The organism is Citrobacter sp. CK189 (genome assembly GCF_030333505.1).
Lineage (GTDB): Bacteria > Pseudomonadota > Gammaproteobacteria > Enterobacterales > Enterobacteriaceae > Citrobacter_B > Citrobacter_B koseri.
Map to the genome: position 1 here is coordinate 276,672 of NZ_JAOWFV010000039.1, position 15,713 is coordinate 292,384.

General features: G+C 43.8%; 12 protein-coding genes and 1 pseudogene. All 13 read right to left on the reverse strand.

Annotated elements, in window-relative coordinates; all coding sequences use genetic code 11:
- Window positions 1–2: 2 nt before the first annotated feature.
- Window positions 3–680 carry a fimbrial biogenesis chaperone gene (locus OGV83_RS17005; protein WP_012135110.1) on the reverse strand — a complete coding sequence of 226 codons (678 nt, stop codon included), beginning with the start codon at window positions 678–680 and terminating at the stop codon, window positions 3–5.
- A 46-nt stretch (window positions 681–726) separates the two neighbouring features.
- Window positions 727–1,245 carry a fimbrial protein gene (locus OGV83_RS17010; protein ID WP_012135109.1) on the reverse strand — a complete coding sequence of 173 codons (519 nt, stop codon included), beginning with the start codon at window positions 1,243–1,245 and terminating at the stop codon, window positions 727–729.
- A 72-nt stretch (window positions 1,246–1,317) separates the two neighbouring features.
- Window positions 1,318–1,890: a helix-turn-helix transcriptional regulator gene (locus OGV83_RS17015; protein ID WP_012135108.1), complete on the reverse strand. Its 573-nt coding sequence runs from the start codon at window positions 1,888–1,890 to the stop codon at window positions 1,318–1,320.
- A gap of 456 nt (window positions 1,891–2,346) precedes the next feature.
- On the reverse strand, window positions 2,347–5,529 hold the full coding sequence (locus tag OGV83_RS17020) for a response regulator (RefSeq protein WP_286464130.1): 3,183 nt from the start codon (window positions 5,527–5,529) through the stop codon (window positions 2,347–2,349).
- On the reverse strand, window positions 5,529–6,152 hold the full coding sequence (gene evgA / locus OGV83_RS17025; RefSeq protein ID WP_371320451.1) for an acid-sensing system DNA-binding response regulator EvgA: 624 nt from the start codon (window positions 6,150–6,152) through the stop codon (window positions 5,529–5,531). Before evgA ends, OGV83_RS17020 begins: the two co-directional genes overlap by 1 nt.
- A 513-nt stretch (window positions 6,153–6,665) precedes the next feature.
- Window positions 6,666–6,950: pseudogene (locus OGV83_RS17030) on the reverse strand (ISAs1 family transposase); the annotation flags it as partial.
- 995 nt (window positions 6,951–7,945) lie between these two features.
- Window positions 7,946–8,554, reverse strand: a complete 609-nt coding sequence (locus OGV83_RS17035; RefSeq protein ID WP_058668102.1) for a DUF8188 family protein — start codon at window positions 8,552–8,554, stop codon at window positions 7,946–7,948.
- A gap of 12 nt (window positions 8,555–8,566) precedes the next feature.
- Window positions 8,567–9,706: a PAAR-like protein gene (locus OGV83_RS17040; RefSeq protein WP_058668101.1), complete on the reverse strand. Its 1,140-nt coding sequence runs from the start codon at window positions 9,704–9,706 to the stop codon at window positions 8,567–8,569.
- Window positions 9,706–10,584 carry a hypothetical protein gene (locus OGV83_RS17045; protein ID WP_058668100.1) on the reverse strand — a complete coding sequence of 293 codons (879 nt, stop codon included), beginning with the start codon at window positions 10,582–10,584 and terminating at the stop codon, window positions 9,706–9,708. Before OGV83_RS17045 ends, OGV83_RS17040 begins: the two co-directional genes overlap by 1 nt.
- Before the next feature lie 86 nt (window positions 10,585–10,670).
- Window positions 10,671–12,611, reverse strand: coding sequence for a type VI secretion system Vgr family protein (locus OGV83_RS17050; RefSeq protein WP_058668099.1), 1,941 nt, complete (start codon window positions 12,609–12,611; stop codon window positions 10,671–10,673).
- 445 nt (window positions 12,612–13,056) lie between these two features.
- Window positions 13,057–13,374 (reverse strand): hypothetical protein, encoded by a 318-nt coding sequence (locus OGV83_RS17055; protein ID WP_286464134.1) that lies wholly within the window; start codon window positions 13,372–13,374, stop codon window positions 13,057–13,059.
- Between the two features lie 47 nt (window positions 13,375–13,421).
- The gene (locus OGV83_RS17060) at window positions 13,422–14,150 is read right to left on the reverse strand and encodes a peptidoglycan recognition protein family protein (RefSeq protein ID WP_200029778.1); all 729 of its coding nucleotides are present in this window, start codon (window positions 14,148–14,150) and stop codon (window positions 13,422–13,424) included.
- Between the two features lie 605 nt (window positions 14,151–14,755).
- Entirely contained in the window at window positions 14,756–15,274 is a 519-nt protein-coding gene (locus tag OGV83_RS17065; protein ID WP_058668097.1) for an Hcp family type VI secretion system effector, read from the reverse strand.
- Window positions 15,275–15,713: the final 439 nt, after the last annotated feature.

Below are 15,713 nucleotides of genomic sequence, written 5' to 3' on the forward strand. Positions count from 1 at the left end.
ACCTACATTTTAAATTTATGTTCAGCCGTAATGCCTCCGAAGTCATTAATCGCACGCCACGATACTTCACCACCCGTTACCGCCGACTGAGGTAGCGATACCGTTTGAAATGGTAAAACCATTGGAGGTTTTGCTAGTTGTTTCCCATTCACCTTGATGTCGTATAGCGACACGCTATACGGCGAGGGGTTATGCACACTTAACTTTCCACCCACGCTTGAAAACGTTAGCTGCTGATACGCAAGTGAAGGGTCGCCTTTTAATCCTGCCGGACGATAAAACAGCTTCATTTTACTTTTGACCGCAATCAATAATTCATTTTTAGCATCCGGTGATGACGAAGGGATTGCTTTAATATTCAACCAGTAAACACTTTCTCTGTCCGTAGGGAGCGTGTCGCCTGATAACATAACGCGTACTGAATTCTGCGCCTGCGAATTTAATTTGAATAAAGGCGGCGTGGTGATGAATGCATTGTCACTGTCATCGCCATTTTCACTTTTGCTTACCCATGACTGAATTAAATACGGCTTGTTATCTGGATTGTTAACGCTGATTGCCGCCTGATTGCCACTGCCGTTATAAATAAGCCGGGTGCCGCCTATTTCCACACCGCTTATTGCCGTTGCGGAGATAAACAAAAGACCAACGGCAATCTTTTTATAGACTTTCTGAAACATGAAGAGATCCTGAGTGAATTACTCAGGGCCGCGAAGGGCCCTGCTTTTACTGGTAAATAACGGTAAACGCGGTTGAAGAGTTTGCCGTACCCGCGCCAACAGCGCCGGTTGCCATATATTTGGCAAAGTAAGTCAGTGTGTTATCAACATCTTCTTCCAGCGCTACGCTGGAGGATGCGGAACCCACGGGGATCAACGTTGAGTTGTCCTGTTCATAAATCGCGACACCAACATTCGATGCTGTCTGCCCATTGCTCAGCGCTAAGATAGAAGGGTTAATCGTGTCGGTGATGCCATCAAAACGAATACTGGCGTTGGAAATGCTGGCCGGGCAGGATTTCAGCACAATATTAAAACGCTTCGCCGCCGCCGTTGCTCCGCTACCGCCTGAGAATGCGGTTGTTGCGACAGTCCCCAGGTTGACAGGCTGCGCAATCGCAGAGGTATCCACCACACAGGCCGTACCGGTGATGCTGCCAGTAAAACTAATTACGCCGTCAGCAGCATTTGCTGCCTGAAATACAGAGAGCGATAAAATCGCGGAAATCAGTGCAATCTTTTTCATATAAGATCCAGTTAGTTAAGTTAATATTTAAGAAATAATATACTGATACTTTAAATGTTAATTAATAATGTGCTAATTCCCTCCAGTGAAATACTTATCTGACGAATGACATTGTCTGATTAACGAAATACTGTGTTCGCAGGTGTCCTGCTTATAACTTTCTACTCGTGCGATAGTTCGGTACAAAGATATACGATTGCCGACCTGAAGTTTAAAAACCAAACTGCGCCGGTGGGCATAAAATGTCTTAACCGTCATACCTAATTGTTTACCAATCTCATTCGCATCAAGCCCTTTTTGCATACATGAGAGCACTTCGCTTTCTCGCATTGAAAGCGTGTACTTCACCCGATAAATATATCGGGAATCATTGACAAACAGGCAGGACAGAATTTCATTAAGTCGGCTTCGCTTATCAACAAACGTAATACTCCGTAGATGTTTTAATGCATAGTAGTCAAGATCATTGCTTATAAACGCAATAATCTTCCTGTCTGCAAAAAAATGCTCTTTAACCTGCAGGAGGTTTGTTGTCTCAACATCTACTATGTAGTAATTTTCATCAATCAACTCCGATGTTAACAGCGTACTGATACCGACGATAAAAAAATAATCATCAGAAAAAACGGAGTTTGACAAATCCATAAAACTTCCCTTTTTGGCATGCCCTCTTTGGTTATTTAACGCCAGAAATTCACCTCATGTTTCTTTGTGAAATTTACAGAAAATAAAATCAGATGACACCACAAAAATAATGGATTTCGAATATAATCATAAAAACGATCGTTTCTTCTATTTGTTCCCTTTCAAAAGAACAACGATCCAGTGATTGCTGTCTTTATTGAAATAAAAAACTATTTATGTGCCATAAAAATGAAATTTAACACTATCACTATTGATAGGTGTAGTTTAATGGTTTGATGTCATTTGATAGTTGAAACTTGAAATGACGGCAAAAATGGATTTTTCTTAGGAAATATCCCAGGTTTAATTAACGAAATATATTCCGTCAGAACAAGGCTAATTTTACCTGGTTAACAACGGGACAACATCAGCGGCACCTTATTTTTCTGTCAGGTGCCGCCTACGCGTGTAGGAAGGTTATGGAATGAATGTTGCGATAGCCTGATCTAATTCATCAAGTAAGGCGTCGATGCGATCAAGGTCTGTGGCAAGGTCTGCGGCGGAAATGGCGTCAGGTAGTTTGTCTTCCAGCGACTGCGCTACCTTCATCAATGCCTTAACGCCCAGCAGTTGGGCAGTCCCGTTAATGCGATGAATATGACGCTTCACGGTCAGATAATCTTCAGTATGCGCCGCTTGTCGGGCGGCGACTAAATCACGGCGGTTCTCCTGCTGTGCATCTTTTAACGCTGTAAGCATGAGCGACCGGTTGCCTTGCGCCAGCATACCCAGCATTTCGATATCAAACATCGTATTGGCTGTCTCACACATTCCTGAAAGGAAGTGCGAGATTTGCGATAACGTAATCGGCTTGAAAATACAGGCATTCATGCCTGCCGCAAGACAGCGTTCGCGTTCATGTTCTTGCGCTGAGGCGGTCAACCCCCAGATGGTGAGGTCGCGATTAAATTTCCGTACCTGACGGGTAAGTTCAATGCCGTCCATTGCGGGCATATTGAGGTCGGTAATAAGCAAATCATAATGCTGTTGCTGAAGGTGTCGTAAGGCCTCTTCGCCGTTTTCGGCTTCATCCGCAACAATACCTGACGTTGCAAGCTGGCGTTTCAGGAGCAGTCGACTGGAGGGATGATCGTCAACGATTAATACCCGCAGCGTCCCCTGAATAACGGGAGGGGGCGGGGGCGCGTCAATAGATACCGGCGTGATATCACGCGAGGTTTGCACGGGCAGGTTCAGCGTCAGGGTGGTTCCACGGTTTATTTCGCTTTGCAGCGCGATGGTTCCCCCCATTTGCGTCATCAATGCCCGGCTGATCGCTAACCCCAGGCCCGAACCGCGATGATGCTTACCCGCTTTCCCCTGACTAAAGGCGGTGAATAAACGGTTCTGTTCTTCAGTGCTAATACCCGGACCGGAGTCGCTCACCGAGAGCGCCAGCATCGCGTTGGACTTTGTCGCCGAAATCCTGACATACCCTTGCTGCGTAAATTTAACCGCGTTGCCAATGAGGTTGGTGAGTACCTGCCCCAGCAACTGGGGGTCCAGATGCATCGCCTCTTGCGGGTCCAGCCGCGAGTCATAACGCAGGTCGATCCCTTTTTGGGCCGCCAGTGCGCTAAACAGCGTCATTTTTTCTTTTATCAGAGCATCAACATTTACCCACTGCGGAACGGTGTCTAAGAGTCCTGATTCAATCTTTTCCAGATCGAGGATCTCGCCAATCAGTTTTAACAATGATCGCGAGGCCTGGGCAGCCTGATCCACCGATGCTTTATCCTCAGGGCTGAAGCGAGCGGGGGAGAGCTGCAAGAGTTCCAGAAATCCCATAATTGCACTGACCGGCGTTCGGATCTCGTGGCTCATATGGGAAAGAAATTCCCGCTTCTCTTCATTGGCCTGCTGTGCCTTGTTTCGTTCCGCCTCCAGTAAGCGTTGAGAACGTTTCCTTTGGCGGACTTTCCGCGACAGGTAAACGGCCCACAGCAAGCTGCTCACCACCAGCAACGTCGCCAGTATCGCCACCAGATAGAACGGTCTGTTATACAACTCCCAGGTATCAATTTTGACGTCCGGCAGGCGTATCCATTTACTGACGATCTGGAAAATCTCTTTTTGCGGAATATCATCCAGGGCTTTGTCCAGGATCTGCCGAAGTTCCGGTTCGGAACGGGGAACGGCAAAACTGATTGCCGCTGGCGCTTCACCGGCAATCGGGAGCCAGGCGAGCTGATCGGGATAATAATGCTCGCTCATATAGCGGGCCGTCAGCTGATTTGAAATGGCCGCGTCCACCTTTCCCGTCGCCACGAGATTCAAGGCTACGCTGGAGTTTTCCACCTCTTTCCATTGGATGCCGGGGTGTTGGGCTTTAAGCTTTTCCAGTAACGCGTGGTCGGCGCCGATCGCCACACTCATCCCCGCCCGTAGCGTGGTCTCCTGCGTATTCTCTTTTCTGACAACGGTGACGAATTGGGTGGTAATAAAGGGATGGGTAAAGGAGAGCGCGTTTTCACGGCTCAAGTCGTAGGTTGCGGCCTGCACAATATGCCAGTTGTTTTTCTTCATTTCAGAAACCATTTCTTCGTTCGATTTGACGACAATGGTTTCAAACTGCATACCGGTTTGCAGACCGATCAGATTCAGGATATCCCCCACCACGCCCCGCGTTTCCTGGTTACTGTCGACCATAGTGTAAGGCGCAAACCACGGGTTAATGATGACACGCAGTGTGCTATGACTTTTCAGCCACTGTTTCTCTCGGTTGGTCAGGTTAAGCGGCTCTAACAGAAAGGACAGATTGCCTTTATCGATCATTGACTGGGCTATTTGCCCATGCACATTTTCATCGATGGCGCTGAGCGTGTTATTCACAATTGTCAGCAGACGTTCCTGCGTTGGCAAAAATAAAAAGGCGCTTTTTTTCTGTGGTTCAGGCCAGTATTTCACCGTCGTCAACGCGAGGCTAAATTCCTGCGATAGCCAGGTGCTGGTTGTCAGTGAGTCGCCAACAAACCAGGCGTTTTGCCCATGCGCGACGGAGCTGAGCGCTTCCTGATAGGTGGAGTAATTAATGATCTCTGCGTTAGGAAATGACTGCTGAATAAACCCCTCATCAGGATAGTGATTCACAGTAGCGACCCGGGTGCTTTGCGCACTCTGCAAGGGAACCATGACATTGGCTAACGACGTCACTAAATTTGGCCAGGAATGTACCAGCGGCTGCGAGGACAGAATGCCTTCTTCGGCGAAAGGGCGACTCTCCAGACCGGTCAAGACCATATCGACTTCGCCCGCTTTCAGCGCATGAATTGCCGATTCCTGATTTTTCCAGGCCGTCACGCTGATGTGGGTGTTGAGTGAATGCTGAATCAGCACAAGATAATCGGCATTCATCCCACGGTAACGTCCTGTGAGCGTGGTCTGCACGAGGGGCGATTGCTCTGGTTGATAAACCGCAACCTTAAGCGTTTTTTTCTGTTTCAGCCAGCGCTTGTCATCCTCACTCAGATAAACAGGAACCGGCGTAATGTAATTGTAGCCCGACAACTCCAGCTCAACGGGTAGCTCATCCTGGGCATGAACGCTACGCCCGGTAATCGATAAAACAATGAGCACGAATATGGGCCATTTATTCATCATCAGGTCAGCTTATTTTGGTGGGCAAATGAGAGCAGCTCAATTAATGATTTGCAGCCTAACTTTTCCATTAACCGTGTTTTATAGGTGCTGACCGTTTTGCTGCTGATATGCATTGCATCGCCAATTTGTGAATTATCAAGACCATTAAGCATATAGCCCATCACCTTCATCTCCTGTGCCGAGAGGGATTCCAGGCGTTGTGCATCGGTTAACGCAACTGAGGGGGCTTCAAGGAAAAAAGGAAAATAGCTATAACCATTTTGCGCTGCATTAATGGCGGCCAGAATGTTTTCCATATCCTGTTTTTTACTGATGAAAGCGTTAGCGCCCACCTGAGCGCAACGTTTGCTGTAGTAACGATCGTTTTTCGCGGACACGACAATCAGCACGCCGGTGAACTGCCGTGCTCTGAGCTTTTCTACCAGTTCGACGCCATTCACTCCGGGGATCTCGACATCCACGACAACAATATCCGCAGCCGTTTTTGTTAACGCTTCCAGCGCAGTCGCCCCGTCTTCATATTCGTTAATTACAGTAATGCGCTGTTTCTCCAGCACTCCACGGATAGCCAGACGCGCGAGGGGATGATCATCCACGATAATTGCAGTGCGTAACTTACTCATATTCATCCTGAAAGTTGTCATTCTGAATACAATATATACTAACGATAATAGCCTAAACGAGACGGGAGATGGATTTATATCGTGATGACTCAGGTGGTCATCCTGGCAGAGGTATGCTCCTGTGGCGCGCAGGCAGGGTAAGATCTGTAACGGGATGAAATGGAAAGGGTAGGGACGAAAAAAATCCGGACGATGTCATAAACACCATCCGGATTCTGAATCCCTGAACGATCTGATAGAAAATGAACGATGTTCACTTTTGCACAATATGGGGTCGGGACTTGTCTTGCCCGTTAAGGATCTCACTTCTTAACGAATAGGCTCTAAAGAAGTGGTACTCGGACTTGGTGTAATCCTTTGGGCTAATGAATTGTTTTCTATTTGCTGGTGTTTTCCCTGCCGGGTAAGAGTTTTACATACTGATACTGGCGTGCTTCTTGGAAACAGTACAGCCAGAGGCTGGTTCGTGGATAGCAAAAACGCGTGATAACTCCCGGTCGGAATGAAAAGTATTGAATGGCGAAGTGTTTTCCCGTCAATAGCAATAATATCTCCATCATCTGAAGCGTGACAATCACGCATCCAGTTAATGAAACATTTATGGAATTTTTTAGGGCTTATGCAGGATACAACTCTGGCAACGGTATCATGAACCTGAATACCATTTTCAAAATCCCCGTAACTTTTTAACCAGTACAGATGAACATGACCAAAATATTCTATCTCCTGCTACTCATCAGCACCTGCGATGACGGCACAAACAGTAGAAAATAATATATCGGATGATTTGTGTTTAATTCCCCTTTGCTACCGTATATCGAATTTAATAACTTCAAAAATACTCCGTAAGAATTAAAACAGATCACTCTATTTCTAGTATTGATTACTTATAGGTATAAACATACACTTAAATGATTAATATAACAGTCGGTGGAGGGGGTATTAATTCTCAATATAAAATTTATCTTCATATTTTAAATCATAATTGTTAAGTGAATTAAGAATAATATCTATAAATAGTATAGGAACTATTGGTTCCTGAGATTAGCTCAGGTTTAATGCTAACCGGTTTTACATCTAGTGGGAGTAATGTTTTGTAATATAAGCTTGTTACCTCTGAGGATGTATAACGGCATCGCCAAAAATGTTCTTTCTGGTATTCAAAACCATATGTTACTGATTCTGGGGGATTTTCGATTTTACTATTTTTTTCATAATAATATCTCTGAGTCGTTTTAAGCATATTTATAGAAATTGACGTGCAAAATGAATAAAGATTTAAAACTAGTTATTAATTAAATATTGGTACATGTGGTGATTGTCAATTATGGTATATACATAAGATACATGAAACACGCATATACATAAAAAAAGATAAATATAAGCTTAAGGAACCTTGATATATTTAATTGATTGGATAGATACCATTTTATTGGTTGTCTGTCGGTGTGGGCACCATTGTTTTTATATGAAATGTAGCTAATCGTTTAACACCACCATCCGACAGCCTTTTTATTTACGGTGTAACAGAATTGTTGTTTGTTTTTTATTCCGGTGAAAATAAGACTGTGCCTCCAGTCCTTTGATGCGGGTAATTAACACATCCAGCATAATGCTTACGTACATCATCAGCCCGTTTACAAAACGGGGAGAAAATGAATTCATTGCTATTGGATACCTTTTGCGAATCTACGTATGGATTGGAGGCATAATCTTAATTGATTTTTATTATGTCAATTCCTTTCACAATATCCAAAAGAGTCTGATGTGCATCATTTATCATGATAAAGATATTATTGTTTTTGAAATAATTTCTTGAAATTTTCATCTGATATAAAATAATTAAGGTATTGCTCTACAAATATACGGTTAATATCATCGGAAACATCAAATTCTTTCTTTTTATCTTCCAGGACCCAACTGGTTTTATAACTGCGGGGACTTACTTCAAAAGCGAAAATCGGTACTGGATTTTCTTTAGCTCCATAGTTTATATCATGCCATTGTGTATTGTTTGCATGTACCATAAAGTACCCACCTCTATGGAGTACGGGATTTCTCTCAAGTCCGTTACGATCAGAGTTAAATGCGCCACTATAATCAAAACCATCAAAGTTCATTACCACAAAATATCTGTTGTATTCTTTGGAGAAGAATGCAAACCGATGAATTGTTTTAAGATCACGTAAGCCTCTGCGATACACTTCGAAACTTACCTTTTTTTCATCACTTTCATCGTATGCATAAGGAATTAAGAATTCAATGGTCTTACTGTCATTGATATATTGGGTTACCTGCTCCTGCGTGACCTGATTACCACGAAAGCACAGTGAATTAATGATAAAAAATATGGCCGGAGCGATAACAAGAGAGCCAAAAAGAGTTCCAAGCGATTTACCCATATCCCCCCCTTTTTAATCGTTTCTTACGGAAATTATACCGATGGAATTTTTTGATGTCTCAGATTCATCTTTTGTATTGAATAAGTCGAGTTCAGTATTTGCCTCTTGCTCATACTTCCTTTCTTTTTCATTAGAATATTCATCCACAGCAAAACCCAGCACAGTGCCACCGAGTCCTACCAGGCTGCCTGTAGCAAACTCTTTAAAGGAAAAACGACTCCCGTATTTAACCAGCCAGTTCAGGACTGCGTCTCCATGAGCCGCCGTTAGCATACCTTTACTCTGTGCTATGATAACCCCGTCCAGAATCCAGGAACCTACCACATTTGTGGTTCCATGCTTAAGCGCCGCGTTTCCCACATCACCTGCGGTACCAATTCCTTGATTTTTTGCCGCTGTCTTAATGTCACCAGGAATATCACGACCTTGGTTTGACTTACCGCTATCAGTTGCTGTACCGTAAATCTCTAACCCTGAGAGAACGGATACCCCAAATGGTAACCCCATCGTGGCGATATAAGTAATTATGCCATTAACAAATTTACTGGTCCAATGAGCATAAATCTCACTACTGTTAGCGTCGGATATCATTCTTGCTGCTTTTTGTGCAATAGCATCATCTATAATAATGTTAAGCTTACCACCAACCGGGCACTTTATATACGATGAATCCAGAAGCGCATTTTCTCTTTCAATAAAAACGGTTTTATGATATTCCTGCCACTGAGAATCAGCAACCCTGTCACACTCATGCAGTGTTTTATAAATGCCATAACTTGCCGCAGCCACTTCACCCACTGTTGCTATTGTTCCAATTGTTAAAGCGGTCGCGGATGCAGCAGTTATTGCGGCAGCAATAGGGCCGGATATTGGCAGAGTGGCAACTACAAGAACAACCACCGCCACAGCGGCTATGCCTGCAAAAAACATGGCAAGCCCACCCCATACTTTCAGCGGCATTTTACATTCAAAACAAGCATCCAGCTTTTTATCTGATATATTGAGCAATGGTACAGGAATTTTTGAATATATTGTAATTCCCGCTGTCTCAACTGGTTCTTTAGCCGGATTCAGCCCCAGCTTTCTGGGGGTCGATATGGTCATATTACTGCAAATAATATTTACACCTTGTCTGACAAATGAACGCGCCATTACTGTATTCTCCAGATGCGACAGTGAATATCCATTTCCACGTTGTTTCTGATACACTCATTCATTCGGATATCAGCATACTCTATATGATTTCTCGCTGTATTAAATTCAATCTGAGCATCATACTTAACCTGATACTCAGAAAATTGATAGTCAATGACTGGTTTATATCTCTCATCATATTGTTCTTTTATTTTTGCCACATTTATATTACCTTTCGGCACACCCGTTTTGCGAATGGTTACAGTTTTCGGATTTTCCTGAATGATTTTCTGACTAACAACCAGAGGCGTTATGATATCTTTAAATAACTGAGAATGGTAATTCATACCAGAATCAGATTCAAAACCCTGCGTATGGACAAGATAATAATTAAAAAATGTATCAAAGAAAATTTGACTACCTAGGCCAGCAATCAACTGCTCATGGGAATGGATTTGTTCGTCAAATACTGACATGAAATCCTGAATACCCTGTTGGGTCTCTTTTGCACGAATGAATTCATTTTTTTTAAAAAAGTTTTCTTTGAAGATATTCCATTCATCAATAATAACATGATGATTTTTTAGTACTTCAGGCCTGCCTGTGTCAGCATTAATTAATAAATCCACATTACTTTTTATTATGTCAATTTCCTTCACGATATCCAACAGAGTCTGATGTGCATCTGGTGATGTTTTTGATATATGGTCATCGACATACACTGAATAGAATAAAGGCTCATTATGATTATGCTTTACTGTATAGTCAGTTTTGACTATTGTATTGTTCACCAGGATTTTGTTAAGTTTGATTGATACTTCTTGTTCAACTCTGTATCTGACAACATCCTGTAAATTATCAGGCTGATAAACAAAATTACTTCCACTTAAATCCATAGTATGTTCCTCATTAAAATAACACATCCACACATCCGTTTAATATTCTGAACAGGTTTTGTCCATATATTGTCCCGATAGATATATCAGTTAATGTCAACTTCTTTGCCTTTGATTTTAATCAGATTACCTGTGATGGTAATAGTTCCGCCCTCGTCCATACTGAACAGACTTTCACCACATTTCAGCACTATCATATTTTTTGCGGTTAGGGAAAACAGTTTGCCAATGTCAATAATTTGTGTTTTTAGTACTTTTTCAATATCGTCTCCTGTAATAGTTGATATCTGATCGCCACCTACCGTTTTTGTCCGTTTTTCCGTCACATCCAGTGTCTGGTTATTCTGAACGGTAATTTTCTGATCATTCGCCACCGTGACCGTCTGGTCATGACCCTCTGCCTTTTTACTGCCCACATTGACGGTCTGCCCCACGCCCACCGTGATTTTCTGGTTGTTGCCGATAGTTTCTGTGTGGTCAACCTTCACGTCCGTTGTCCGGTTATTCAGTACCTCCGTATCCATGTTCTTCTGCGCATGGATATACACCCGCTCCTTCCCGGTGGCGTCATCGAACGTCAGCTCGTTAAACCCGCCGCCTTTATAGGTTTTTGAGCGGATAGTCATCTGCGTCTTCGTGCCCGGCAGACTGCCCGGTGAGCGGTTATCCTGGTGGTAGGTGCGGCCCATGATTATCGGCTGGTCCGGGTCGCCGTTGAGGAAGTCCACGATAACCTCCTGGCCCACGCGCGGTATGGCGAGGTTACCGAACCCGGTGCCCGCCCATGCCTGCGATACCCGTACCCAGCAGGAGCTGTCCTCATTCCCCGGACAGTAGCGGTCCCAGTGAAAGCGCACCCGCACCCGGCCATGCTCATCGCAGAAGATTTCTTCCCCCGCCGGGCCGGTGACGATGGCGCTCTGGGGGCCGTCCACGGAAGGTTTCTTTTGGGGCGGAACGCGCCATGTCCTGTCTGCCGGGATAACCTCGAAACGATTGCTGAGAGTGGTTCCCGTTCCCTGACTGCCATGCAGTGCCTGCGGCTGGTCTCCTGCCAGTACGCTACCCACAATCTGCCACTCCCTGTTCAGCGATACTGATGGATGTCCTGTCAGGGTAAAGCGCTTCCCTGGCCACATTTTTGGTGAGTTACTGTAACCTGTTGCTATCTCTGCATCATGTCTCCGGCCCTCAATCTGGTAGCGGGCAAACGCCTGTCCGTGGGATTCGTCCTTGAAACGTCCGGGATAATCAAAGATTTCATACTGCGTGAGCTGGCCGTTCAGATTCTCTCCGGCACGGCTGTAATAACCCGGCCAGCCGGGCGTTTTGAAGGTGTAGTCCTGAGTTTCGACGGATGAAGGCCGTATCTGCGCATGATACCTGAACTGGCTGATATGCTCGGTAGATGCCTCTGCCGTCGTATTCGGATTAAATGGCATGGCTCCCAGTGACGATACTCCCGCCACATCATCGCACAGTACCAGCTTTTGCTCCGTCCCTTCCGGAGTGCACCAGTCAAAATAAAAGATACCTTCTTCTGACCACAGGCGGGTCAGGAAGGCAAGGTCTGTCTCACCGTACTGCACGCAGAACTCGCGTGCCGGGTGCGGCTCATAAAATACCGGGGTCCACTCGGTGATGCCATTTTCATTGAGCAGGGTGGAGGAGATTGCCTTGATATCCTGCTGCTGGAAAATGCGGAAATTCTGGCGTAAACCGCTTCTCCAGAGTGGTGGTGAGATAATTATATGGTACCCCATCTGCCAGTGGTTGTTTTCACTGAGGGTTACGGCAGAGACAATACCACTGATATAGCGTTGTGGCTCCATTCCTTGCCAGATGGTCAGTACGGCGTTTTTTTCAAGAAAATCGGTTGCTGTCAGGTCAGAAAGACCGCTAGCAATATCCACCTTTAGCTGGAAAGGTTTTGAGTAATGCTGAGTAAGTCGAAAACTGACCACCGCAGTGGTCATTTCCGGCAGTCCGCCCACTGCCAGTGTGAAACGCAGCCCTTTTAACGACATATTACCTTCCTAATGGTGACAGTAAAAAAAACAGCTCGCTGGTCAGCTGCTGTGACAGTACAGTGTTACGCTTGCGTTCAGGCCCCATGCCCGTAAGGGCCGGATGCCGTTAATTGAACTTATGTCCCCGGAGGAGCGAGCCAGCCGTTGGCATCGGATTTACCTCAAATTCTCTTGAAAATTATCAAAAAGTTGAAAATAAAGAGCAATAATATGAACTAATATATTAAGGTTTTATATGACGCTCTTTCGTTGAAATATTTTTATTTGATTGTTTAGTAGAGGAGTGGGGAATCGGATAAGTATGTTCTGTAAATTTAATTCTTTCATCAATATTTATGTCGCAACTTATATCAATTCTTATCTTGTGGTTGGCTTGTTTTTTTTAGTCTAAATGCATGTTTTATGGATTTCTCTGGGTCATTATATCAGATAGTAGTATCATTCAGTCTGGTATGTAGAATCCATTGGCAAGAAGTTTTTTCTTTATTTCTTTTCTACATTCGGATAGTTCGGTTCTATACCTTACCTGGCAGTAATTGTATAATTCATTATATTTGGCCTGAGTTAATGATGTATCCCTCAATATATCAGCAGGAGAAACGGGGATTTCAAAGATTAATTTTGATGATATAGTGTGTTTAATGAAAAAAATTGGTACCCAAGGCATATCACCTTCTTCATAGTATGGCTGCTTATCTATTCCAATTAGTAAATATAAAAACAGGTAAATAATAAAGTTACGTAATGAAGAAACACGCATATGATATTTTTCTCAAGTATATTTATTTTACATTTAACCCACTGTTTTTAAGGGGCCATTAACTTGAACTTTGTTCTGAGGTCAGCTGCAATCTGAAGTCCATAAGTTCCTGGACAAGCTCGGCCTAAATCATTTAAAGAGGCAAACTCTCTATGTCCTCCTAATTGTGTGATCGGGAAAAATTTTATAAGAGTCTTAACTAAAACATCGATAGATTTTTTCTGATTAGTGGTTGGTATATCAACGGATGAATCCCAGTTATCCTTCACTTGCCCGGCAAACTCACTTAATGATCCCCATCGGGAGGGGCCATATTGTGATGCTTCACCTGGTAAACTAAAGTCTGATAAAAAAACTATGCCAATTTTTCCTGTATTTGCACCTTTTAGATGAGCACCCTTTTCTCTTATATCCAGAGCTTCATAAATTATACCTGTGCAATCTATAGCATAATGATAACTTAAATGATTAAAACTTTTAATGTCGGTTTCTTCAGCCTGACGCATTTTAACTTCCCCATCGTTATCACAGGAGTAACTATTTCCAGCATGATGTATCACGATTGCGGGGTAGTTCCAGTCTTCGCCATCAGTTCCTGGGGCCTTTTTTGCTTTCCAGTCGCTTCGTTTTCTGACAGCTATTCCAGCTTCTTGCAAGTCAGAAAATATGGACTCCCTTACTCTGGCTTTTTTTTCACATTCTTTTATGGACTTTGATATTGCATCAAGCCCTGTATGAATCAAATCTTTAGTTACTTTATAATAATCGTTTTCCATATTAAGACCGTTTGCATGTAATTGATGACTAAAAGCTCATGGAATTATAACTATAACTATAATTAACACATTGATTTTATTGTAAATCGTCAAAAAATATCGTTATACGAGAAATATACTTCTCATGCGCTCACACTGCAACATCAGCACAGCCATAGGTCTGCGCGCGTAATTTTTTATCCTGCGTATTCTAAACAGTTTTCGGTATAAGACGTCGTTTGGTACGGGATAGTGGTGTTATAATCCGCATCGCTCAGTCCGGTTGGTGTTAGCGATTAACTAGATCGTACAATCCGGGCTGCTTTTTCTTTAATTGCTCTACTATTCGGCACAGCTATTTATCTCACTTCCAGTGTAAAACTCAACCCTTTTAACGACATATTAACCTCCCTAATATTGACAAGAAAAAAGACATCCCGCTGTTCAGCGACTGTAACAGTACAGTGTTACGCTGCATTCAGGCACGCTACCGCCGAAGTCTCCGGCGTCCGCCATCTCCCGTAAAAATGTAACCTCTTACTGACAACCTTCTTCTTTATTGATTGCCTGCGGCGTAATGTAAAAACAGCACCCTGCCCGTGAGGGCCGGATGCTGTGGACTTTCCTTATGCTTCCAGCGGCGCACGCCAGTCGTCGGCACCGGAAGTGCCAGACTTGATGTGTTCCCACTCAACCTTACGGTACGCCAGTGAAACGGCTAGCAACTGAGTGAACTCACGCTGTGCCGGGTCCTGGCAGTGCGGCATATGCAGGTCCATATCCACAATAGTCGCGTCTGTCAGGCGGGTGGTGAAGTAGTGCTCCTGCTTACCTTCAACAGAAGTACGCCACCAGTGCAGTTCAACTTTTGGCAGCATTTCACCGGACGCCAGTGCGTTGTACAGCAGTGGAACCGCTTTATTCAGCGCCACGGTAAAAATGAACGGCTTGTGGGCACGCTGACCGGCTGGCTGACCAGACTGCGGATCGGTTGGCACCGTCACGTTATGCAGAAATTCCTGCACCAGCATTTCATCTTCGTGGCCCTGCACATAGATGTTGCCGACAGAATCTGCGGTGAATGCGCCTGCGGTGATATTGCCCTGGGTCTGGCCTGTTATTGAGATGTAACATGGAGTTGGCATTTGTAGTGCTCCTTGTGAGTGTTGTTAACAACTATTTCCGGTGGTCTGCCGTTAATTCCTGACAGGCCGATAATAATGCGGCTCACTCCGGGAGTCGCATCATGCTTTTGCATCCGGTTTGCGGATAAACCGGTACGCAACGTTTAATATTTATAAATATCTTTTTAATTTAAGCTAAATATATGTGTGGGTGATCAGGTAAATTCGTTTTATATGTATTTCATTGTCTATGTGGTAAGGAATGATTAATTGTAAATATATATTGTGTTTGTCTTGTTTTAAGGAAAATCTGTTGGATATTTCTCAGGTTATCAGTTTTTCTCATTTATAAAATTAATTCATATGGTGTTATTATATAAATTGTTTATGGTTTATCTTTAAATGTATTTAAAATCAGTATGTTACAATTATTTCGTGAGTATTGCTAACCTTGCGTGTG

Coding starts and splice junctions, on each gene's coding strand:
- OGV83_RS17065 (WP_058668097.1), bottom strand. CDS start 15,274: ATGCCAACTCCATGTTACATCTCAATAACAGGCCAGACCCAGGGCAAT.
- OGV83_RS17050 (WP_058668099.1), bottom strand. CDS start 12,611: ATGTCGTTAAAAGGGCTGCGTTTCACACTGGCAGTGGGCGGACTGCCG.
- OGV83_RS17045 (WP_058668100.1), bottom strand. CDS start 10,584: ATGGATTTAAGTGGAAGTAATTTTGTTTATCAGCCTGATAATTTACAG.
- OGV83_RS17060 (WP_200029778.1), bottom strand. CDS start 14,150: ATGGAAAACGATTATTATAAAGTAACTAAAGATTTGATTCATACAGGG.
- OGV83_RS17010 (WP_012135109.1), bottom strand. CDS start 1,245: ATGAAAAAGATTGCACTGATTTCCGCGATTTTATCGCTCTCTGTATTT.
- OGV83_RS17040 (WP_058668101.1), bottom strand. CDS start 9,706: ATGGCGCGTTCATTTGTCAGACAAGGTGTAAATATTATTTGCAGTAAT.
- OGV83_RS17055 (WP_286464134.1), bottom strand. CDS start 13,374: ATGCGTGTTTCTTCATTACGTAACTTTATTATTTACCTGTTTTTATAT.
- OGV83_RS17035 (WP_058668102.1), bottom strand. CDS start 8,554: ATGGGTAAATCGCTTGGAACTCTTTTTGGCTCTCTTGTTATCGCTCCG.
- OGV83_RS17005 (WP_012135110.1), bottom strand. CDS start 680: ATGTTTCAGAAAGTCTATAAAAAGATTGCCGTTGGTCTTTTGTTTATC.
- OGV83_RS17015 (WP_012135108.1), bottom strand. CDS start 1,890: ATGGATTTGTCAAACTCCGTTTTTTCTGATGATTATTTTTTTATCGTC.
- evgA (WP_371320451.1), bottom strand. CDS start 6,152: ATGAGTAAGTTACGCACTGCAATTATCGTGGATGATCATCCCCTCGCG.
- OGV83_RS17020 (WP_286464130.1), bottom strand. CDS start 5,529: ATGATGAATAAATGGCCCATATTCGTGCTCATTGTTTTATCGATTACC.